This window comes from Pseudomonas sp. zfem004 (assembly GCF_032621715.1).
Classification (GTDB): domain Bacteria; phylum Pseudomonadota; class Gammaproteobacteria; order Pseudomonadales; family Pseudomonadaceae; genus Aquipseudomonas; species Aquipseudomonas sichuanensis.
Window position 1 is genome coordinate 20,480 of the sequence record NZ_JAVYJF010000002.1, and the last position, 21,569, is coordinate 42,048.

Annotated in this window: 15 protein-coding genes; 10 read left to right on the forward strand and 5 right to left on the reverse strand. The window is 64.7% G+C overall.

Features of this window, described 5'->3' with window-relative positions:
• Positions 1-2: 2 nt before the first annotated feature.
• Positions 3-1,061, reverse strand: a complete 1,059-nt coding sequence (bioB, locus tag RTH46_RS02360) for a biotin synthase BioB (RefSeq protein WP_153786023.1) — start codon at positions 1,059-1,061, stop codon at positions 3-5.
• An 89-nt stretch (positions 1,062-1,150) separates the two neighbouring features.
• On the opposite strand from bioB, the gene RTH46_RS02365 reads away from it, so the two are divergent.
• Both RTH46_RS02365 and RTH46_RS02370 read left to right on the forward strand, forming a co-directional pair.
• A complete protein-coding gene (locus RTH46_RS02365; protein WP_153786024.1) occupies positions 1,151-1,888 on the forward strand; it encodes a ComF family protein in 738 nt (245 codons plus the stop codon).
• Between the two features lie 57 nt (positions 1,889-1,945).
• The gene (locus tag RTH46_RS02370; RefSeq protein WP_316904971.1) at positions 1,946-2,710 is read left to right on the forward strand and encodes a TOBE domain-containing protein; all 765 of its coding nucleotides are present in this window, start codon (positions 1,946-1,948) and stop codon (positions 2,708-2,710) included.
• Here the strand turns inward: RTH46_RS02370 and RTH46_RS02375 are convergent, their stop codons facing one another.
• Both RTH46_RS02375 and RTH46_RS02380 read right to left on the reverse strand, forming a co-directional pair.
• Entirely contained in the window at positions 2,711-4,054 is a 1,344-nt protein-coding gene (locus RTH46_RS02375) for a DUF1552 domain-containing protein (RefSeq protein WP_316904972.1), read from the reverse strand.
• Between the two features lies 1 nt (position 4,055).
• Positions 4,056-7,961 (reverse strand): DUF1592 domain-containing protein, encoded by a 3,906-nt coding sequence (locus RTH46_RS02380; protein ID WP_316904973.1) that lies wholly within the window; start codon positions 7,959-7,961, stop codon positions 4,056-4,058.
• Between the two features lie 481 nt (positions 7,962-8,442).
• Between RTH46_RS02380 and RTH46_RS02385 the strand changes: the two genes are divergently transcribed.
• Both RTH46_RS02385 and rarD read left to right on the forward strand, forming a co-directional pair.
• Positions 8,443-9,417 carry a serine/threonine protein kinase gene (locus RTH46_RS02385; protein ID WP_153786028.1) on the forward strand — a complete coding sequence of 325 codons (975 nt, stop codon included), beginning with the start codon at positions 8,443-8,445 and terminating at the stop codon, positions 9,415-9,417.
• A 64-nt stretch (positions 9,418-9,481) separates the two neighbouring features.
• On the forward strand, positions 9,482-10,369 hold the full coding sequence (rarD, locus tag RTH46_RS02390) for an EamA family transporter RarD (protein WP_316904974.1): 888 nt from the start codon (positions 9,482-9,484) through the stop codon (positions 10,367-10,369).
• Between the two features lie 263 nt (positions 10,370-10,632).
• Here rarD and RTH46_RS02395 read toward each other — a convergent pair whose 3' ends face one another.
• A complete protein-coding gene (locus RTH46_RS02395; RefSeq protein ID WP_153786030.1) occupies positions 10,633-11,151 on the reverse strand; it encodes a glycine cleavage system protein R in 519 nt (172 codons plus the stop codon).
• A 459-nt stretch (positions 11,152-11,610) separates the two neighbouring features.
• On the opposite strand from RTH46_RS02395, the gene RTH46_RS02400 reads away from it, so the two are divergent.
• Positions 11,611-13,788: a malate synthase G gene (locus tag RTH46_RS02400; RefSeq protein ID WP_316904975.1), complete on the forward strand. Its 2,178-nt coding sequence runs from the start codon at positions 11,611-11,613 to the stop codon at positions 13,786-13,788.
• Between the two features lie 94 nt (positions 13,789-13,882).
• On the opposite strand, the gene RTH46_RS02405 is transcribed toward RTH46_RS02400, so the two are convergent.
• Entirely contained in the window at positions 13,883-14,341 is a 459-nt protein-coding gene (locus RTH46_RS02405) for a PleD family two-component system response regulator (protein ID WP_153786032.1), read from the reverse strand.
• 209 nt (positions 14,342-14,550) lie between these two features.
• Between RTH46_RS02405 and RTH46_RS02410 the strand changes: the two genes are divergently transcribed.
• The 5 genes from RTH46_RS02410 (at position 14,551) to RTH46_RS02430 (ending at position 21,500) form a co-directional block, all read left to right on the forward strand.
• Positions 14,551-16,488: a DUF294 nucleotidyltransferase-like domain-containing protein gene (locus tag RTH46_RS02410; RefSeq protein WP_316904976.1), complete on the forward strand. Its 1,938-nt coding sequence runs from the start codon at positions 14,551-14,553 to the stop codon at positions 16,486-16,488.
• Complete coding sequence (locus tag RTH46_RS02415; protein ID WP_153786034.1) at positions 16,485-17,195, forward strand: PolC-type DNA polymerase III; 711 nt, start codon at positions 16,485-16,487, stop codon at positions 17,193-17,195. Before RTH46_RS02410 ends, RTH46_RS02415 begins: the two co-directional genes overlap by 4 nt.
• 251 nt (positions 17,196-17,446) lie before the next feature.
• Positions 17,447-17,965 (forward strand): RNA polymerase sigma factor, encoded by a 519-nt coding sequence (locus RTH46_RS02420; protein WP_153786035.1) that lies wholly within the window; start codon positions 17,447-17,449, stop codon positions 17,963-17,965.
• Positions 17,962-18,906 (forward strand): FecR domain-containing protein, encoded by a 945-nt coding sequence (locus RTH46_RS02425; RefSeq protein ID WP_153786036.1) that lies wholly within the window; start codon positions 17,962-17,964, stop codon positions 18,904-18,906. Before RTH46_RS02420 ends, RTH46_RS02425 begins: the two co-directional genes overlap by 4 nt.
• Before the next feature lie 155 nt (positions 18,907-19,061).
• Positions 19,062-21,500 (forward strand): TonB-dependent siderophore receptor, encoded by a 2,439-nt coding sequence (locus tag RTH46_RS02430; protein WP_316904977.1) that lies wholly within the window; start codon positions 19,062-19,064, stop codon positions 21,498-21,500.
• Positions 21,501-21,569 lie beyond the last annotated feature (69 nt).

Here is a 21,569-nt window from a genome sequence, read left to right on the forward strand (position 1 = left end):
GCTCAGGCCGAGGCTGCGTCGTAGAACAGTGCGCTGTTGCGCTGCTCGACCACTGCCTGCTCGATGGCGGCCTGATGCACTTCGTCGGCGTGCTCCTCGCGGGCTTCGGGCTTGATGCCGAGGCGAGCGAACAGCTGCATGTCCTTGTCGGCCTGCGGGTTGGCGGTGGTCAGCAGTTTTTCGCCGTAGAAGATCGAGTTGGCGCCAGCCATGAAGGCCAGGGCCTGCATCTGCTCGTTCATCTGTTCACGGCCGGCGGACAAGCGCACGTGGGACTTGGGCATGAGGATGCGGGCCACGGCCAGCATGCGGATGAAATCGAACGGGTCGACATCTTCCTCTTCAGCCAACGGCGTGCCGGCGACTTTTACCAGCATGTTGATCGGCACCGATTCCGGGTGCTCAGGCAGGTTGGCCAGCTGGATCAGCAGGCCTGCGCGGTCGTCCAGCGACTCGCCCATGCCGAGGATGCCGCCGGAGCAGATCTTCATGCCGGCATCACGTACGTAGGCCAGGGTCTGCAGGCGCTCGCTGTAGGTGCGGGTGGTGATGATGCTGCCGTAGAACTCCGGCGAGGTATCGAGGTTGTGGTTGTAGTAGTCCAGGCCGGCCTGGGCCAGGGCCTGGGTCTGCTCCTGGTCGAGCTTGCCGAGGGTCATGCAGGTTTCCAGGCCCATGGCCTTGACCCCTTTGACCATCTCCAGCACGTAGGGCATGTCCTTGGCCGACGGGTGCTTCCACGCAGCGCCCATGCAGAACCGGGTGGAGCCGATGGCCTTGGCCCGGGCGGCTTCTTCCAGCACCTTCTGCACTTCCATCAGCTTCTGTTTTTCCAGCCCGGTGTTGTAGTGGCCGGACTGCGGGCAGTACTTGCAGTCTTCCGGGCAGGCGCCGGTCTTGATCGACAGCAAGGTCGATACCTGCACGCGGTTGGGGTCGAAGTGCGCGCGATGCATGGTCTGCGCCTGGAACAGCAGGTCGTTGAAAGGCTGCTGGAACAGCGCCTTGACCTCGGCCAGGGACCAGTCGTGACGTGTGGTTGCAATTGTGCTGGCGCTCATCGGCGTTTCCTTATCTATGGTCTGACTGACGCCGGGACAGGAAAGCCCGCCAGCGCATCACGGATAGCCCGCATAGTCACGGAAGGACCATGAACTGTCAACCAAACATAAAATCACTGGTTTACAAGTGTATAAATATTGATCACAACTGCTTGCTTTGCGACGAACCCGCGCAACAGCCCTGGCCACTGTGCATGGCCTGCGAAAGCGAACTGCCCTGGCTCCAGGAACAGTGCCGCCGCTGCGCGCTGCCACTGCCGATGGACGGCTTTGCCTGCGCCAGCTGCCGGCGCCGCGCACCGGCATTCCAGCAGGTCGTTGCGTTGTGGCATTACGGCTTTCCGGTCGACAGCCTGATCAGTCGCTTCAAGCACAACAGCCAGTGGCCGCTGGGCCGCCTGATGGCGCAGTTGCTCGGCCAGGCCCTGGAGCATCGCTTCAACGAACACCTGCCGCGGCCAGATCGGTTGTTGCCCGTCCCCCTGGCCAGCCGCCGCCTGCGCCAACGCGGCTTCAACCAGGCGGGGATGCTGGCCCGCTGGCTGGCCACTCAACTGCAACTGCCCTGCGATGAACAGCTTCTCGAACGCACGCGCGACACCCAGGCCCAGCAGGCCCTGGGGGCCAAGGCCCGGCGGCGCAACCTGCGCCAGGCCTTTTCCCTCGCTCCGGGCGCAGAAGTCGAAGGCCTGCACCTGGCGGTAATCGATGATGTGCTGACCACCGGCGCCACCGCCCAGGCCATCGCCAGCCTGCTGCGCAAACAGGGCGCCCGGCGCGTCGACATCTATTGCCTGGCGCGCACGCCCCGGCCCGATCAGGCTTGACTTGACCGGGTGCGGGCGGCAACGTCGGGCAATCTTCCGCACAACCGAAACCCGCCCATGTCCCTGCCCGCCCTACTCACCCAGCACATCGCCCGCCGCCCACAGCGCATCGCCCTGCTGCAGCATGTGGCCGAACAAGGCTCGATCACCCGCGCCGCCAAGGCCGCCGGCATCAGCTACAAGGCCGCCTGGGACGCCATCGACGAGCTCAACAACCTGGCCACGCAGCCATTGGTGGAACGCAGCACCGGGGGCCGTGGCGGTGGTGGCGCGCGGTTGTCGGCAGAGGGGGAACGGGTATTGCGCCTGTACCAGCGTCTGCAGGCGCTGCAGAGCGAACTGCTGGAAGCCGCCGAGCACAGCAGCGACCTCGACCTGCTCGGCCGCCTGATGTTGCGCACCAGTGCGCGCAATCAATTGCAGGGGCAGGTCAGCGGCCTGCGCCGCGAAGGCCGCTACGATCGGGTCAGCCTGGCCCTGGGCGGCGGCCTCGAGATCGAAGCGCTGATTACCCAGGACAGCACCGAACACCTGGGCCTGACTCTGGGCAGCCCGGTGGTGGCCTTGCTCAAGGCTGGCTGGGTGCACCTGCTGGCTGACGCAGACACCCCCGAACCCGGTAGCAACTGCCTGCAGACGAGCATCAGCGAAGTACTGGCAGCCAGCTACGGCCCGAGCGAAGTCCACCTGAGCCTGGGCAACGGGCAAACCCTGTGTGCCTTCGCCGAGGCCGAATGGCTGGCAGCCCAGGGGCTGGGCACCGACGCCGGAGTCCGGGTGCAGTTCCAGCCCTCGTTCGTACTGCTGGGGGTGCCGGCGTGACTAGCTCACGTTGCTGAAGATGCCGGTCACCGGTGACACATCGCCGGCATAGGGCACCGTGGTGCCGGCCGCCCGGGCGATCGTGGCCCAGATGCGTTGCATGTCCACGTACTTGCCACCGGTCCAGTGCGGCCGGTCACCTTGCGCCTTGATGTTGAAATAGCGGCCATTGCCGGTGCCGTTGCGCAACAGGCCACTGGCGCCGCCCATCAGTACGATGGGCATGTTCAGCATGTGCTCCGGGGCACCGTCGGCCATCTCGCTGGTCAGCACCACCAGGGTGTGCTTGAGCAGATTGTCGCCCGGCACATCGGGGTCGGCATGCTTGGCCAGCTCATCCATGAACAGTTTCGCCTGACGCACATACCATTGCCGGGAACCTTTCCAGACCGCCTCACCGGCGTATCGGTGGGCACAGTCATGGGGGTTGGTACTGGCGCTCACATCGAGAATATTCAGCGACTCCGCCGAGCGTCCAACCTGAATCGTGGCCACGCGGGTCACACCGCATCCCAGCGCTGTGGCTACCACCTGGTGATGGGCCGCCTGGATCTGGTTGCGATACTGCGCGGAACTGATCGGGTGCTCCTCCGGCCGCACCGGCTCGCACAGCGAAGGCACGGCCTCCTCCAGGTCCTTGGCCACCTGCTCCAGCGCATCCAGATGCGTTTCCAGTTTGGCCCGCTGCGCGCCGGCCACGCGTCCGCGCAGCTCGGCGATATCGGCACGGATGGGGTCGAATACATGGGCATTGCGCAACTGACGATCGCGCGCCTCACGGGTAGCACCACCGAAAACTGACTCGTAAAGCCGTACCGGGTTCTGCTGCGGCGTGCGGATCTTGTCGCCCTCCCACGACACATACCAGGGTGTGCCATCGATGCCCGCATGCGGCCCCGCGAACAGACTGCGGTGCGCAGGTTGGTTACCGGGCATGGCATCGCCGAGAATACGGTCGATGGAACTCTTGCTGCCCTGGCTGTCACGCATGGCGTACAACCAACCGTTGTGCCCTCCAGTGCCGCTCGCCAGGATGATGCCCTGCAGGTACAACGACTGCGCGCGATAGTCCGCCAGTTCCCTGCTGACCTCGTTAAGTTCGAAGTCCGCCGTATCCTCCCCCTGCGCACTGGGGAACCACAGCCCTTTGCCATTGTGCTCGGCACCACTGTAGGCATCCACCGCCAGCCCGTCCGGGACGATGAAAAACACCACCTTCAACCGTGGCTCCTGCCGCTGCCCTTGCAACAGATACTGCGCGAACCCGCTGCTGCTGAGCGGCAGCAAGGTACCGGCCGCGGCCAGCTGCATCAGGAAACGCCGGCGACTCTTGAGAAGGTCCATGTCAGTTCTCCTCGTGGCGGTTGAGGAACACAGGTGAAGTGGCCAGTTCGCGAATCATCTGGATCAGCGAGCCATTGTCCTTGAGCGACTGAGAGGCGGCCTTCAGGGTGCCCACGGAGCCGCCCGAAACCTTGTTGCCGAACATGAAGCGGAAGTAGCTGTCGGCCATGCAGGTCTGCGCCGTGCTGTTACCCGGCAGCAGGCGGGCAAGGTCGCGTACGTTGCCGACCGGCCCCCACTCCTCGGCGCCGGTGTTGCTGATGAATGGACCGGCCGCGTCGATCGGTACATTCACCGGATACTGGGCGTGGTTGTAGGCCTGTTCCTGGTCACGGTAACGTCCGGCAGCGTCGTAGTGCTCCATGCTCGAACCTGTGTCGTTCATGTACTTGTGGCACTGCCAGCAGCGTCCCTCGGACGCGTGCTCCCCGTTGACCAGGTCCCACCGCTCACGCGTACTGATGGCCTTGGGCGGGTACTGCGGCTCCACCGGGTCGGCATCCACCGGTGCACCGAACTCGCGGCACAGCAGCTGCTCGCGAATCATGATGCCGCGCTTGACCAGCGAGGTGACCTGGTAGTCGGAGTTGGCCGCCTGGGTGATGCCCAAGTGCAACAGCCCGCCGCGCTTGTCGTCCACTTGCAGCCGCTGCATACCGCTACCCGCCGGTTCCGCCAGGCCGTAATGCCTGGCCAGGCCCTTGTCGACGTAGGTATAGCCAGGGTTGAACAGCGCCTCGAACGAACCACCGTCGGCAATCACCTGCCCCACCAGCGCCGCCTGCTCGGCCTGCATGCTCTTGATCACAGCCTCGCTCAGCCCGGGCTTTTCCTGGCTGCCACGATCGGTTCTCAGGTAGTAGCTGATGAAGCGGTTGAACTGTACGGCCCCCTGCGGTTCTTTCAGCAGCCGCTCGGCCACCGCACCGATTTGCGCGGGCGTTTCCAACTTACCCGCTTCTGCCTCCGTCATCAGCTCGTCGTTGGGGGTAGTGCCCAACAGTGTGTAGGAGAGCGCGGTTGCCCGCTCGTTAGCCGTCAATGGGTAACTGGCATCCTTGCCAGCGGCCACCCCAAGCTCGGAGCGGTAGAGGAAGTGCGGCGACAACAACATCGCGGCCACCAGCGAGGCCCGATCATGTTCGGCCAGCAAGCGCTCATAGCGACTGCGCTCATCACTGGTCAGCGGCCTGCGGAACACTCGGTGCCCCAGCGCCTCGACGCTCAGGTCGGCCACGCTGTTGCTGGCCTCCCTGGCCACTTTCCAGGCAACGTCGTACAGGGTCTTCAGGTCATCTGCCTGAATCACCCCTCGATCAGCCTCGCCGGGGTACTTGAAGTGTCGATCGAACTTGTTGGCAGGCAGTTCGTCGGCCTGCAACTCGACGCCGAACAGGTCACGCACGCTGTTGAGGTACTCGTCCCGGGTCAACAGGCGCAACTGGCGTTTGCCGTAGGCCTGGCCGGGGTCCAGGTAGCCGGCCCACAGGTCGTCGTAAAAGTAGTCGGCAATCTGCCCCGCGCACGAGGCGTCGCAATGACCGCGCACGCTCATGCCGCGAATCTGCTGCACCAGTGCCTCACGGCCCGCCAGGCTCCAGTTGATCGCCCGGTTGGCGTCCTGGAAATACTGCACGGTATGGCAATTGGAGCAGGTCGTTGCCACCAGTTGCTTGCCCAGCTCAGGCACGGCTTGATAGCGCGCCGTCACAGTGACCGGGTCCTTGCTCTGTACGACGATGCTCACCACCTGTTGGGTGGGTTCCGGCAACTGTCCCTGGTAGTAGGGGAAGTTGAAGGTGTGATCGCCCACCGACAGCAACAAGATCTCCTGACCGCCCCATGGCACGCTGACAGTCCGCGCGCTGCCGTTCTCGATCAGGGTAACCTCCCACTGCTCGGACACATTGCCACTGGCAGTGGGCCTGGCAGGTGCCACCAGGGTGGCCTGGATCGGTTCGAACGGTGGTCGCTCCATGTACTCCAGATCGATGCTCTGCAGCGCAGTACCATCGACCAGCGCTACCTGTGTCTGCCGGGTCTTGGGGATCAGCTCACCGACGTTGTCGAGTGTGATCGTGTAGTGCCCTGTTCCCAGGCCCATGATGAACAGTGGCTTGTTGCCCCACGCTACATCGAAGCGACGACGCCCCCCTTTGTCGTCGGTCAGCGTGCCGCTGATCATCAGCGGCCGCACTTGCTCATTGGGCGCCTCGGTCGGTCGCAGTTGCAGCGACGCCTTGCCGGTGAGCTGTCGCGGGTCGAAGGTGATGCGGTAAATCACGCCGGCCAGGTCGTCGGACACCAGCAGCGAGTTGTCGCCCAGCACCAACATGTCGGTTGGTCGTCCCAGGCAGGAATCATCCAGGCAATACACGTTGAACGCTTCCGTCGAGCCGCCCCAGCCGGTCACCAGCGGTATCTGGCTGACCACCTTGCTGTCGTTTTCGACGTTGAGCATGCGCAGCTCCATACCAGGGCTCGCTTTCAAGCCAGTGCCATGCACGGCCACCAACAAGCGCTCGTAGGTCTTGCCGGGTTGCGTATCGTTGTAGAAGCCCCTCCAGAACGCGATTCCCAACGGCGCGGTGTTGCTGCCGAGCTCATAAGCTGGGGCCCGGTAGTCCTCCGGCTTGAGCTGATGCAAGGGTTTGTCGGAGACGATTGCGCCGTCAGCCAGCGGTGGCGTGATCGAGCCAGGCTCCTGGTACTCTTGCGCCGTGAAACCGGGGGTGTCGCGCCCGTAGAAGTAAGGCACGCCGAAATGCAGTGGCTCACCCGCCTGCTGTTCCTTGGGGATCATGTTGATCTCGTCGGAGTTAGGGTAAGTGTCACGGTTGTTGTCACCGAACCAGAGGTTGCCTTGCTCGCCCCAGGCAAAACCCACGGCGTTGCGTACACCCTTGGCGATCACCTTCGACGCACCGGTCTGCAAGTCGTAGCGCAGCATGGTGCCATAGCGTGCGTCGGCCGGAATGATGCAGCTGTTGCAGGGGATACCGACAGCCGTGTACAGCGCCTTGTCGGTGCTGTCGAGGGGGTTGAACTGCAACGGGTGCTTCTGGTGCCAGATGCGCTGCCCTGGCCGCAGCAACGGGAAATCGCGGCCATCGGCCGGGAAGTCCAGCACCGCCTCGGGGCTGGCATCGCGGTAGTGCTGGTCGACGTTGCGCACGCGGTACAGCTTGCCGGACGTGGAGAAGTACAGGTCACCGTCGCGATACACCACGCCATGCGGCTCTTCGAGCCCGCTGGCCAGTACGTAGATGCCCGTGGGCTTGCCGGCATCGTCCAACGGCAACGCATAGATGGCGCCAGCGGTCTTACGTTCGTAGAGATACACCGGAATTGCGCTGGAGCCCACATACAGCACCTTGTTGCCCATGGCCATTTGCCGGGGCTGGAACAACCCGGTGGCGAACAGCTCGATCTTCACGCCCGGCAGGGTCACCAGTTTCTGCAGATCGAGCGGCTGGCGGAACTTGACCGCAAAGACCTTCTGCTCGGGCTCTCCCTCCTTGAACTCGATCTGATCCGGCGTGGTCAGCGGCAGGTAGCCCTGCGCCGCATTCACGATCAGGTCGTAGCGGCAAGGCTTGAGGTCGCTCAGGGTCAGCTCCTCGGTGGACATGGCCGAGAACGGAATTTCCTCGCCCTTGCAGCGCAGCAGGCCAGTCACCTGCAGGTTGCGCTCGTTCTGCGGGCCGACACCCTTGGCCGTGGTCTTGAACGGCACCTTGCCGACAACGGTCTCGAAGGACAGTGTCAGGCTGTTGACCTTGGGTTGCGCGACGCACTCGCCGAGGTCGCCCCAGGCATTGGGCCAGATTTCTTGTCCATTGTGCTTGGAGCAAGGGGGCGTAGGGGATCTGGTTGCACCACCCCGCCACCTTGCACTCGTAGGCATGCTCCTGGCCGGCATGGTTGGTATTGGTGACCAGCGCCCCATTGGCGTACTTGCCGGCGTTCTCTGCAGGCAGCGAAAAACGCTCGGCCTGGCACTGCTCAGGTGTCGCCTGCTGATTAGGCTCAGGGTTTTTCGGGGGCCGAGATGTGTATGCCAGGTAGCCCATCACCAACCCGACGACCAGCAATGACGCAAGGCAGAACGCAACAAGACGGCGCATGGAGCTTCTCCAAGTCGAAGCCACGCATCATGACGTGGCGACTGCCCGGTACCTGGCCCTCCAGCTGGACCGACCGGGGTCTGACCGTTCGAACGCTACGACCTGGCTGCGCGAGCGATTGACCTGCACGCTAAATCAGTACGCCGGATGTGGGTACTGGCAAAAATGTCAGGTAAGCCACCGCCGCGCCCTCCAGCAGGCGATGAGCCCGGGCCGGATGCGCTACCATGCGCCTACGCTGTCCCCGTGCCTGGAGCCCCCATGTCCCACCCCTTCGACACCCTCACCCCCGACCTCGTGCTCGATGCCGTGGAAAGCCTGGGTTTTCTCAGTGACGCCCGGGTGCTGGCACTCAACAGCTACGAAAACCGCGTGTACCAGGTGGGCATCGAGGACGCGCAGCCGCTGATCGCCAAGTTCTATCGCCCTGGGCGCTGGAGCGATGCGGCCATCCTCGAAGAACACGCCTTCAGCGCCGAGCTGGCCGACTGCGAAGTACCTGTGGTGGCGCCGCTGCAACACGAAGGCCGTTCTCTGTTCGAGCACGGCAGCTTCCGCTTTGCCCTGTTCCCACGCCGTGGCGGCCATGCCCCGGAGCCCGGCAACCTTGACCAGCTCTACCGCCTTGGCCAGTTGCTCGGGCGCCTGCACGCCGTCGCCGCCACCCGGCCGTTCGTGCACCGCGAACACCTTGCGGTGGATAACTTTGGCCATGCCTCGCTGGACACCCTGCTGGACGGCGGCTTCGTCCCGCGTGAATTGCTGCCGGCCTTCGAGTCCGTGGCCCGCGACCTGCTCAAAAGAGTCGAGGACATCTACGCCCGCACCCCTCACCAGACCATCCGCCTGCACGGCGACCTGCACCCCGGCAACCTGATGCACCGCGACGAGGCCTACCACGTAGTCGACCTCGACGATTGCCGCATGGGCCCGGCGGTACAAGACCTGTGGATGATGCTCGCCGGCAGCCGCGAAGAGCGCCTGGGCCAGTTGGCCGAACTGATCGACGGCTACAACGAATTCCACGATTTCGACCCGCGCGAACTGGCCCTGATCGAGCCACTGCGCGCCCTGCGCCAGTTGCACTACAGTGCCTGGCTGGCGCGGCGCTGGGACGACCCGGCGTTCCCGCCGAGCTTCCCCTGGTTCGGCCAGCCGCGTTACTGGGGCGACCAGATCCTCGCTCTGCGCGAACAGATGGCTGCGCTGGATGAACAACCGTTGAAATTGTTCTAGAAGCGCAGCCGCCTCTGCCTACAATAGGCGTCGCGTTATTTAGCTACCTAAGCAAGGATTCTGCATGCACGCCGCCAACCCGCGCCGCGGGTACCTTCTGGGCCTCGGCGCCTACATAATCTGGGGCCTGTTCCCCCTGTACTTCAAAGCCATCCAGAGCGTCCCGGCGGTGGAAATCATCGTCCACCGGGTGCTGTGGTCGGCGCTGTTCGGCTCGTTGTTGCTACTGGTGTGGAAACACCCCGGCTGGTGGCGCGAACTGCGCGACAACCCGCGCCGCCTGGCCATCCTGGCCCTGAGCGGCACGCTGATCGCCGGCAACTGGCTGACTTACGTCTGGGCCGTGAACAACGGGCGCATGCTCGAAGCCAGCCTTGGCTACTACATCAACCCGCTGATCAACGTACTGCTGGGCATGCTGCTGCTCGGCGAGCGCCTGCGCCGTCTGCAATGGCTGGCGGTAGGGCTGGCGGCATTGGGTGTGGCACAGCAGGTGTGGCAGGTCGGCAGCCTGCCATGGGTGTCGCTGGCACTGGCGCTGTCGTTCGGCTTCTATGGTTTGATTCGTAAACAGGCGCCAGTGGCCGCGTTGCCGGGGCTGGTGGTGGAAACCTGGATGCTGGTGCCATTGGCCATCGGCTGGCTGCTGCTGCACCCTACCGCCAACAGCGCCAGCCTGGACTTCTTCAGCAGCAGCGAAGCGCTGTGGCTGATCGCCGCCGGCCCGGTGACCCTGGTGCCGTTGGTGTGCTTCAACGCCGCCGCCCGTCACTTGCCGTACACCACCCTGGGCTTCCTGCAGTATCTGGCGCCGACCCTGGTGCTGCTGCAGGCGGTGCTGCTGTTTGGCGAGCATTTGTCGCCGAGCACGTTGATGGCTTTCGCCTGTATCTGGGCGGGCCTGGCCGTTTACAGCGTCGATGCCTGGATCAGTTTGCGCAAGCGCGGCTGATCAAATAATGCTCAAACCCCTGCAGGCCATGCGGTGCGCGGCCTGCAGCAAGCGCTCCAGAGGTTATCCACACCCTCGTCCCCGTGGTTTGTGCACAAGCTACTGATTAGTGGATGTTTTTTGCTCAAATATCGCCAGGCCTTGCCGTTACTGGCCTCCAGCGTAGCGCCCCCAGGTTATCCACAGGAGCGTCCCCGTTAAATCGGGATAACCCGATCACGGGGGCACTTGTGGGAGCGGGCTTGCCCCGCGATGGCCTGCAGTCAATCCTCCGGCCGCAACTTCAACTCCACCATCAAATCATCCGCCAGGCTCTCCAGCCGCTTCTGCAAATCATCCAACGACAAGGTCAACGGCAACGCCAGCAGGGCATCGGCATGGAACAGCGGCTCGCTGCTCATCGGCGCCGGCCTTACCTCGGTGCTCAAACGCTCGACGTTGACCCCTTGCTCCGCCAGCAAGCGGGTGATATCACGGACAATGCCTGGCCGGTCGTTGCCCACCAGCTCCATGGCGATCGGCCTCCAGGTGCAGGACGGCTCGATGCCGCTCTCGGCGATCAGCACGCGAATATCGTATTTCGACAGTTTATTGAGCGACTCGACCAGTTCGTCGTAGTTCTCTGCAGGCACCGCCACCCGCAGGATCCCGGCGAACTGCCCGGCCATGCGCGACATGCGGCTCTCCAGCCAGTTGCCGCTGTGATCGGCGATGCACTGGGCAATACGTTCGACCTGCCCGGCCTTGTCGGGGGCGATCACGGTGAGTACGAGATGGTCCACAGGCCACTCCTTCAGGTTCGGTCAGGGCCGTGTCAAACGGCCGAACAACAGGGACCGAATCAGTATAGGCAAGGCGCGGCAACCTGCCGCAGGACAGTCTCGCCGACCAATCGTGTACTGTTTCAAGATTTATCTGGAACAATCCACCTGTTTTTTGCGAACATACTCTCTCCCGGCGTGACCATACGCGACTTATCGGTCACGCAGCGACGCTTTTAGTCTGATGTTTACCTGCCTGCTGCTTCATGTAGTATGCGTCGACGCGGACTACAAAGCGTCGTTTGGATGTCTGCCAAGGCGCCTGTGAAAATACGCGAACCGCCCGCCAGCCAGTCTGGCGAGCCGCACCCAGCCGCGCTCGCCCAGCGAGTGCATGCACTGGTGCCGTGTTTAGAGAAGCGCTACAGGCTTAATACAGAAGAGCGAAAGCGAAATAGCTGAGCAGAGGTGAGGCAAGCAATGACTGGATACGTTCAAGTCGGTGGCCTTCAGGTCGCCAAGGCCCTGTACGACTTCGTCAATAACGAAGCGATCCCTGGAACCGGCATCGAAGCCGAAAAGTTCTGGGCCGGGGCGGCAGAGATCATCAAAGACCTCGCTCCCAAGAACAAAGCCCTGCTCGCCAAGCGCGACGAGCTGCAAGCCAAGATCGATGCCTGGCACCAGGCACGCAAAGGCCAGGCCCATGACGCCGCAGCCTACAAAGCATTCCTCCAGGAAATCGGCTACCTGCTGCCACAAGCAGACGATTTCCAGGCCACCACGCAAAACGTCGACGAAGAAATCGCTCACATGGCCGGCCCACAGCTGGTGGTGCCGGTGATGAACGCGCGTTTCGCCCTGAACGCCGCCAACGCCCGCTGGGGCTCGCTGTATGACGCGCTGTACGGCACCGACGCGATCAGCGATGAAGGCGGCGCTGAAAAGGGCCAGGGCTACAACAAGCTGCGTGGCAACAAAGTGATCGCCTTCGCCCGCGCCTTCCTCGACGAAGCCGCGCCGCTGGCGGCAGGCTCTCACGTCGACTCCACCGCCTACCGCATCGAAGCCGGCAAGCTGGTCGTGGCCCTCAAGGGCGGCAGCAACAGCGGCCTGCGTGACGACGCCCAACTGATCGGTTTCCACGGCGATGCCGCCGCACCGACCGCCGTGCTGCTCAAGCACAACGGCCTGCACTTCGAGATCCAGGTCGATGCCAGCACCCCGGTCGGCAGCACCGACGCCGCCGGCGTGAAGGACATCCTGATGGAATCGGCGCTGACCACCATCATGGACTGCGAAGACTCGGTCGCCGCCGTCGACGCCGCCGACAAGGTGATCGTCTACCGCAACTGGCTGGGCCTGATGAAAGGCGACCTGGCCGAGAACGTGAGCAAAGGCGGCAAGACCTTCACCCGCACCATGAACCCGGACCGCGAGTACGCAGCCCCCAACGGCGGCAGCGTCACCCTGCACGGCCGTTCGCTGCTGTTCGTGCGCAACGTCGGTCACCTGATGACCAACCCGGCGATCCTCGACGCCCAGGGCAACGAAATCCCCGAAGGCATCCAGGACGGCCTGTTCACCAACCTGATCGCCCTGCACAACCTCAACGGCAACACCAGCCGCAAGAACACCCGCAGCGGCAGCGTGTACATCGTCAAGCCGAAGATGCACGGCCCGGAAGAAGTGGCCTTCGCCGCCGAAATCTTCAGCCGCGTCGAAGACCTGCTGGGCATGAAGCGCAACACCGTCAAGGTCGGCATCATGGACGAGGAGCGCCGCACCACGGTCAACCTCAAGTCCTGCATCAAGGCCGCCGCCGAGCGCGTGGTGTTCATCAACACCGGCTTCCTCGACCGCACCGGTGACGAAATCCACACCTCCATGGAAGCCGGCGCCGTGGTGCGCAAGGGCGCCATGAAGAACGAGAAGTGGATCGGCGCCTACGAGAACAACAACGTCGACGTGGGCCTGGCCACCGGCCTGCAAGGCCGTGCGCAGATCGGCAAAGGCATGTGGGCCATGCCCGACCTGATGGCCGCGATGCTCGAGCAGAAGATCGCCCACCCACTGGCCGGCGCCAACACCGCCTGGGTGCCATCGCCGACCGCCGCCACCCTGCACGCCCTGCACTACCACAAGGTCGACGTGCAGGCTCGTCAGCGCGAGCTGGCCCAGCGCACCCCGGCTTCGGTGGACGACATCCTGACCATCCCGCTGGCCGCCGACACCAACTGGTCGGCCGACGAGATCCGCAACGAGCTGGACAACAACGCCCAGGGCATCCTCGGCTACGTGGTGCGCTGGATCGACCACGGCGTGGGCTGCTCGAAGGTGCCGGACATCAACGACGTCGGCCTGATGGAAGACCGCGCCACCCTGCGCATCTCGGCCCAACTGCTGGCCAACTGGCTGCGCCATGGTGTGGTCACCCAGGAGCAGGTGCTGGAAAGCCTCAAGCGCATGGCCGCGGTGGTGGACAAGCAGAACGCCGGCGATGCCCAGTACCGCCCGATGGCGCCGAACTTCGATGACAACATCGCGTTCCAGGCAGCGATCGAGCTGGTGGTTGAAGGCGCCAAGCAGCCGAACGGCTACACCGAGCCAGTGCTGCACCGTCGTCGCCGCGAGTTCAAGGCGCGTAACGGGCTGTAACTAGCCAGCAACGCATCGCGGGGCAAGCCCGCTCCCACGCCCAATCCTGAAAATGGGGTAATGGCGTGGGAGCGGGCTTGCCCCGCGATCGTTTTCAACCCTGCTCCAGTTTCAGCTCCCGCTTGACCAGCCCAAGCAACGCCTGCAACTTGTCGCCATCCAGGGGTTTCACCAGAAAGTCCACCACGCCCAAGTGCATTGCCTTGACGGCCTCGGACACTTCCGACTCCCCAGACACCACAACGATCGGCAAGTCAGCCCGCGTCGACGCCCGGATTTGCTGGATCAACTCCAGGCCATCCTTCGGCTCCATGCGCAAATCAGTGATCATCAGCGCAATCCGACGCTCGTAATGCAGCTTCAACATTGCCTCCTGCGCGCCGTCGGCGGTCATGCAGTCGATGCCCCGGCTTTTCAGGTACAAGCTCAGCGCCTGGCTGTTCACCGGGTTGTCATCCACCACCAGCACCACCGGTTTGGGCGCCACCGGCGCGCTCACCACGGCCAACGCCTCACGCTCGGCGTCACTCAGAATGTCGTCATGCTCAGCCATGGTCGTCTCGTCGAAAATCTCGCTCAAACCTTAAGACCCTAAACCCATACCACCCGGTTCGCCTTTCGTCGGGGCCTTGCCATCAGTGCCTCTAGACTTACGTCCAATGGGCACCAAAAGGCGGCCAGCCGACCATGGAGGCCGAGAACAACAAAGCCGAGCCCTATAGATAGATATATATAGTTCGGCGTAGCGAAACGGTCAGCTTCATGAGCAAAAAGGACGCCTACACCCAGGCCGGCAGGACAGCAGTGCAGCAGAACATCCAGGGCACCCTGCAGTTGCTGCAGCGCTTTGCGCCGTTCAACCAGATGGAACAGAGCCACCTGGCCTACCTGGTGGAGCAGTGCCAGCTGCGCTTCTACGCGGCTGGCGAAAGTATCATCAAGCCCAGCGACGGCCCGGTCGAGCACTTCTACATCGTCAAGCAGGGCCGTGTGGTCGGCGAGCGCCAGCATGTCACCCGGCCGGGCACCGAGACCACCTTCGAGATCACCGGCGGCGAGTGCTTCCCGCTGGCCGCGCTGTTGGGCGAGCGCGCCACCCGTACCGAGCACCTGGCGGGCGAAGACACCTTCTGCCTGCAATTGAACAAAGCCGCGTTCATCCGCGTGTTCTCGCTGTCCGACGTGTTCCGCGACTTCGCCCTGCGCGGGGTCAGCAGCCTGCTCGACCAGGTCAACCAGCAGGTGCGCCAGAAAGCGGTCGAGACCTTGGGCACCCAGTACTCGCTGAACACCCCGCTGGGCGAACTGGCCATGCGCCATCCCGTGGTGTGCAGCCCCGACACGCCCCTGCGCGAAGCGGTGCGCTTGATGCACGAACACCAGGTCGGGAGCATCGTCATCGTCGACCCGCAACGCTACCCCACCGGTATCTTCACCCTGCGCGACCTGCGCCAGGTGGTGGCCGATGCCAGCGCCGAGCTGACTGCGCCGATCGAACGCTACATGACCGCCAAGCCGTTCTACCTGAGCCCCCAGGCCAGCGCCTTCGACGCCGCCATGGCCATGACCGAACGGCATATCGCCCACGTCTGCCTGGTGGACAACCAGCGCCTGTGCGGGGTGATTTCCGAGCGCGACCTGTTCTCCCTGCAACGGGTCGACCTGGTGCACCTGGCGCGCACCATCCGCCACGCCCCGCGGCTGGACAGCCTGGTGTCGCTGCGTGGCGAGATCGGCCAACTGGTCGAACGCATGCTCGCCCACGGCGCCTCCTCGACCCAGATCACCCAGATCATCACCCTGCTCAACGACCACACCGTGTGCCGGGTGATCGAACTGGCCATCGCCGAGCGCGGCGACCCCGGCGTGCCGTTCAGCTGGCTGTGCTTCGGCAGCGAAGGCCGCCGCGAACAGACCCTGCACACCGACCAGGACAACGGCATCCTCTTCGAAGCCCGCGACCGCGCCGAGGCCGACGCCATCCGCGCCAAGCTGTTGCCGCTGGCCCAGTACATCAACCACAACCTCGCCCAGTGCGGCTTCACCCTGTGCAAGGGCAACGTGATGGCCGGCAACCCCGAGCTGTGCCTGTCGCGCAGCGAGTGGGCGCGGCGCTTCGCCGGCTTCGTGCGCGAGGCCAGCCCAGAGAACCTGTTGGGCTCGAGCATCTACTTCGACCTGCGCGTGGTGTGGGGCGATGAACAGGGCTGTGAACAGTTGCGCCAGGGCGTGCTGGAGCAGGTGGCCGACAACCGCATCTTCCAGCGCATGATGGCCGACAACGCCCTGCGCCAGCGCCCGCCGGTGGGGCGCCTGCGCGAGTTCGTGCTGACCCGCCAGGGTGACGACAAGGCCGCCACCCTCGACCTCAAGGTGCAGGGCCTGACGCCCTTCGTCGACGGGGCGCGGCTGCTGGCCCTGGCCCATGGCATCAAGGCCTGCAACACCCTCGAGCGCCTGCGCGAGCTGGTCGCCAAGGGCGTCATCGACGCCCTCGACGGCGCCGCCTTCGAAGAGGCCTACCACTTCATCCAGCAGACCCGCATGCAGCAGCACCAGCGCCAGACCCGCGCCAACCTGGCCTACTCCAACCGCCTCGACCCGGACAGCCTCAACCACCTGGACCGGCGCATCCTGCGCGAATCCCTGCGCCAGGCCCAGCGCCTGCAAAGCAACCTGGCCTTGCGGTACCAGCTATGAACCTGTTCGCCTGGCTGCGCCCACCGGCGCCCACGCTGGACGAGCACCTGCGCCAGCGCCTGGCCAGCCTGCCTGGGCCTGCGCCACTGGCCGTATGCTCGCTGCGTGAGCAGCGCTGGGTGGTGCTCGACCTGGAGACAAGCGGCCTGAACCTCAACCGCGACCAGGTGCTGTCGATCGGCGCGGTGGCCATAGAGGACGGTGCCATCGACCTCGGCCAGCAGTTCGAGCGCACCCTGCACCGCCCCGAGCAGAAGACCAACGCCAGCGTGCTGATCCACGGCCTCGGCCCCAGCGCCCTGGCCGCCGGCAGTGACCCGGCCGAAGCGTTACTCGACCTCATGGCGTTCATCGGCGACAGCCCTGTGCTGGCCTTCCACGCTCCATTCGACCAGCACATGCTGGCGCGAGCGCTGAAGGACAGCCTCGGCCTGCGTCTGCAGCACCCGTTCTTCGATGTGGCCGAGCTGGCCCCCATGCTCAACCCCGACACCGTGTTGCGCGAGGCCGGGCTGGATGACTGGATCGCCCGCTTCGGCCTCGAAGTCCCCGCGCGCCACCATGCCAGTGCCGACGCCCAGGTCACCGCCGAGTTGGCCCTGATCCTGTTCAGCCAGGCCCGCCGCCAGCAGCTGGACAGCCCATTGCAGCTGGATCAGCGCCTCAAACAGTGGCGTCGGCGCAAAGTGCAAAGTCACGGACTGTAGGAGCGGCCTTGTGCCGCGAAAGGGCCGCGCAGCGGCCCCAGGATCTCGGCATCATGCAGAATCGCCGGGGCTGCTACGCAGCCCTTTCCGGCCGGTCCGGCGCCCCGGCAAGGCCGCTCCTACACAAATCATCGGCAACCCACCAACCGTAATGGCAATCCGATAAGCGTCAATTGCGTCCCCACCCCTGCCTCTGCCACAATCGCGAATAATTATCGTTAGTTAACGCATTCTTTATCGGGGGACGTTCCTTGACGTCTGCGCAAAGCCCACACGCCGACCTGGTCAGCGCGCTGTACCGCGACCATCGCGGCTGGCTGCTGGCCTGGCTGCAACGCAGCACGGCCTGCCGCCAGCGCGCCGAAGACCTGAGCCAGGACACCTTCGTGCGCCTGCTCGGCCGTGAACAGCTGGACGCCCCCCGCGAACCCCGCGCATTCCTGGTTGCCGTGGCCAAGGGCCTGCTGTTCGACCACTTCCGCCGCGCCGCACTGGAACAGGCCTACCTCGCCGAACTGGCGCTGCTGCCCGAAGCCGAGCAGCCCTCGCCAGAACTGCAACACCTGATCCTCGAAGACCTCAAGGCCATCGACCGCCTGCTCGGCAAGCTGTCGAGCAAGGCGCGCGCCGCGTTCCTGCACAACCGCCTGGACGGCCTCGGCCATGCCGAAATCGCCCAGCGCCTGGGGGTTTCGGTTTCCCGGGTGCGCCAGTACATCGCCCAAGGCATGCGCCAGTGCTACATCGCCCTGTACGGGCAGCCGACATGAACAACACCCCCGTTTCCAGCACCGTGCTGGACGCCGCCATCGCCTGGAAGCTGTGCCTGGACGAAGGCAGCGGCAGCCCCGACGAACGCAACGAATTCATGCGCTGGCATGCCGCCCACGAAGAGCATGCCCGCGCCTGGCTGCAACTGGGCCTGCTCGACCAGCGTTTCAACAACGCCGCCGGCCCCGCTCGCCATGCCCTGTTGCAGTCGCGTACCGGCATGCGCCGACGCCTCGGCGGGCTGGCCGGCATGCTGTTGCTCGGCGGTGTGCTGGCCTGGGCCGGCATGCCCTCGCTGTCGCCGGACTACTGGCTGGCCGACCAACGTACCGCCACCGGCGAACTGCGCACCCTGCGCCTGGAAGACGGCACGCTGCTGAGCCTGAACAGCCACACCGCAGTGGATATCGACTTCAAGGGCGAACAGCGGCTGATCGTGCTGCACCAGGGCGAGATATCCGTGGAAACCGGGCACGAGGACAGCCGCCCACTGCAAGTGCGCACCGCCGATGGCCGCCTGCGCCCGCTGGGCACACGTTTCCTGGTCAAGCGCGAAGCCGACGGCACCCGCCTGGAAGTCCTGCAATCGTCGGTGGCCGCCAAGCCCCGCGACAGCGGCGACGAGCAGGTCCTGCGCGAAGGCCAGCAAGTGCTGATGAGCACCGAGGGCCTGGGCGCGGTCGGCCCGGTAGCGGTCGGCGCCGATGCCTGGACCCGCGGCATGCTGGTGGTCGACAACGTGCGCCTGGCCGACCTGGTGGCCACCCTCGGCCAGTACCGCAGTGGCCACCTGGGGGTGGCCGACGAGGTCGCCGACCTGCGCGTGAGCGGCAGCTTCCCGCTGACCAACACCGACCTGGCGCTGGCCTCGCTGCAACCGGTCCTGCCGGTGAAGATCGAGCGGCATACGCCGTGGTGGGTAACCGTCAGCCCACGCTGAATGCAACCCCTGCAGGAGCGGCCTTGAGGTTCATCGCGTGGGAGCGGGCTTGCCCCGCGATGGCCCGTTGAGGTTTTTTTTCAAAGCCCCCTGTCACTTTTCAAAACTCACTCGGCAAGGAAGCAGATAGCACTTATCCGTCGAGGAGCCGCCGCATGTCCCGCGCTGTTGATACCTTGCTTCGCCCCAGCCTGATGGCCCTGGCCATCGGCCTGGCCGCCCCGTTGGCCAGCCCTGCCCTGTTCGCTGCCGAACAGTCGGCCCTGCGCACCTATGCGCTGCCCGGCGCACCGCTGGCCAGCACCCTGAACCAGATCGCCAGCCAGGCCGGTATCACCCTGGCCCTGGACCCGGCACTGGTCAGCGGCCGTACCTCGGCCCCGGTCAACGGCCAGTACGACGCCCTCGGCGCCCTGCAGGCCGCCCTGCGCGGCACCGGGCTGCAACTGCAACAGAGCAGCGCCGGCAGCTACAGCCTGGCGGCCGTCCCCGACAGTGCCCTGGCCCTGCCGGAAACCACCGTGAACGCCGCCAGCGACAGCGAAAGCGCCTGGGGCCCGGTGGACGGCTACCTCGCCAAGCGCACCGCCGCCGGTACCAAGACCGACACCGCCCTGGTGGAAGCTCCGCGTTCGATCTCCGTTGCCACCCGCCAGCAGATGAACGACCGCGGCGTGCACAGCCTCGATGACGCGGTGAAATACATGCCGGGCATCGTCTCCGCCAGCTACGGCAGTGACACCCGCTATGACTGGATGCTGGTGCGCGGCTTCGAGCCGACCCAGTTCCTCGATGGCCTGCCGCTGCCCCGCGGCGTGTACGCCAACCCGAAAGCCGAAACCTGGAACCTCGACCGCCTGGCCCTGCTGCGCGGCCCGGCCTCGTCGGTGTATGGCCAGACCCCGCCCGGCGGCCTGCTGGACATGGTCAGCCGCCGCCCGCAAGCCGAAAGCGCCCACGAGATCCAGGTGCAGTACGGCAGCGACAACCATCGCCAGATCAACTTCGCCAGCACCGGCAAGATCGACGATCAGGGCCAGTTCCTCTATGGCGTCAGCGGTGTGGTGCGCGACAGCGACACGCAGATCGACCACATCGAGAACAAGCGCTACAACATCGCACCGAGCCTCACCTGGAACATCGACGACGACACCAAGCTGACCTTCCTCAGCCAGTTCACCCGTGACGACACCGGCGTCACCAGCCAGTTCTACCCGATCCAGGGCACCAAGATCTCGATGCCGTTCGGTGATATCTCCCACCACAAGAACCTCGGCGATCCGGACTACGACTTCTACGACCGCACCTACTACGCCCTGGGTTATGCGTTCGAACACCGCATCAACGATGTCTGGCAGTTCCGCCAGAACCTGCGCTACACCAAGTCGGACCTGTCGTTCCAGACCGTCACCGTGCGCAGCTACAACCCGGCCTTCGCCGCCTTTGGCTTTGTCGTGGACGACGAAGGCAACACCGGCCGTGGCACCACCAACGTCGACGAGGACATCAGCCAGTTTGCCGTCGACAACAACCTGCAGGGCGACTTCGACACGGGCGCCATCAGCCATACCCTGTTGCTCGGCCTGGACCACCAGCGCATGAACAACAACTACACGGCGATCTTCGGCGCCGCTACCAACATCAATGTGAACAACCCGGTGACCGGCGCGCCCATCACCCGCCCGCCACGTTCCGACGCGTTCTACGACTACGACCAGAAAACCCGCCAGACCGGCCTGTACATCCAGGACCAGATGGCCCTGGACAACTGGCGCCTGACCCTGGGCGGGCGCCAGGACTGGGTGAAGACCGATACCCACTTCATCAAGGACGACACCGACAACAGCCAGCTCAACCGCAAGTTCAGCGGCAACGCGGCGATCAGCTACGTGTTCGACTCGGGCTTCGTGCCCTACCTGTCGTACGCCGAGTCGTTCCAGCCCACCAGCAAGGCCGACGTCACCTCGACCAATTCGCTCAAGCCAACCGAAGGCCAGCAGTGGGAGCTGGGCATCAAGTACCAGCCACCCGGCTCCAATACCCTGCTCAGCGCAGCGGTGTATGACCTGACCCAGAAGAACGTCTCGGTCACCAGCTTCGTCGGCGCGGTGCCGGTCACCAGCCAGACCGGCGAAGTGAAGGTGCGCGGCCTCGAGCTGGAAGCCACCTCGGACGTGACCGAAAACCTCAAGGTGATCGCCGCCTACACCCTGGCCAAGTCCGAAGTGCAGGAAGGCCAGTACAAAGGCAACCGCCTGCAACTGATGCCCAACCAGCAAGCCTCGCTGTGGGCCGACTACACCTGGCACAGCGGCGTGCTCGATGGCTTCGGCATCGGTGCCGGCGCGCGCTACACCGGCAATACCTATGGCGACCAGGGCAACACCTGGCTGGGCAAGGCCGACGCCTACACGGTGTTCGACGCCTCGGTGCACTACGACCTCGGCCGCCTGGACAACAGCCTCAAGGGCGCGTCGGTGGCGCTCAACGCCACCAACCTGTTCGACAAGGACTACATCTCCACCTGCGACAGCTTCTACTGCTACTACGGCGACCAGCGCAGCGTCGTCGCCAGCGCCACCTATAAGTGGTAATGGCCATCGCGGGGCAAGCCCGCTCCCACGCATGAAAACACCTGCGTGGGAGCGGGCTTGCCCCGCGAT

Bases quoted from the DNA above. Each gene is read 5' to 3' on its own strand.
- RTH46_RS02385 (WP_153786028.1), top strand. From the start codon at position 8,443: ATGTCCCACCCCTTCGACACCCTCACCCCCGACCTCGTGCTCGATGCC.
- RTH46_RS02370 (WP_316904971.1), top strand. From the start codon at position 1,946: ATGTCCCTGCCCGCCCTACTCACCCAGCACATCGCCCGCCGCCCACAG.
- RTH46_RS02380 (WP_316904973.1), bottom strand. From the start codon at position 7,961: ATGCCTACGAGTGCAAGGTGGCGGGGTGGTGCAACCAGATCCCCTACG.
- bioB (WP_153786023.1), bottom strand. From the start codon at position 1,061: ATGAGCGCCAGCACAATTGCAACCACACGTCACGACTGGTCCCTGGCC.
- RTH46_RS02430 (WP_316904977.1), top strand. From the start codon at position 19,062: ATGTCCCGCGCTGTTGATACCTTGCTTCGCCCCAGCCTGATGGCCCTG.
- RTH46_RS02400 (WP_316904975.1), top strand. From the start codon at position 11,611: ATGACTGGATACGTTCAAGTCGGTGGCCTTCAGGTCGCCAAGGCCCTG.
- RTH46_RS02410 (WP_316904976.1), top strand. From the start codon at position 14,551: ATGAGCAAAAAGGACGCCTACACCCAGGCCGGCAGGACAGCAGTGCAG.
- RTH46_RS02405 (WP_153786032.1), bottom strand. From the start codon at position 14,341: ATGGCTGAGCATGACGACATTCTGAGTGACGCCGAGCGTGAGGCGTTG.
- RTH46_RS02425 (WP_153786036.1), top strand. From the start codon at position 17,962: ATGAACAACACCCCCGTTTCCAGCACCGTGCTGGACGCCGCCATCGCC.
- rarD (WP_316904974.1), top strand. From the start codon at position 9,482: ATGCACGCCGCCAACCCGCGCCGCGGGTACCTTCTGGGCCTCGGCGCC.
- RTH46_RS02415 (WP_153786034.1), top strand. From the start codon at position 16,485: ATGAACCTGTTCGCCTGGCTGCGCCCACCGGCGCCCACGCTGGACGAG.
- RTH46_RS02365 (WP_153786024.1), top strand. From the start codon at position 1,151: ATGAACTGTCAACCAAACATAAAATCACTGGTTTACAAGTGTATAAAT.
- RTH46_RS02375 (WP_316904972.1), bottom strand. From the start codon at position 4,054: ATGGACCTTCTCAAGAGTCGCCGGCGTTTCCTGATGCAGCTGGCCGCG.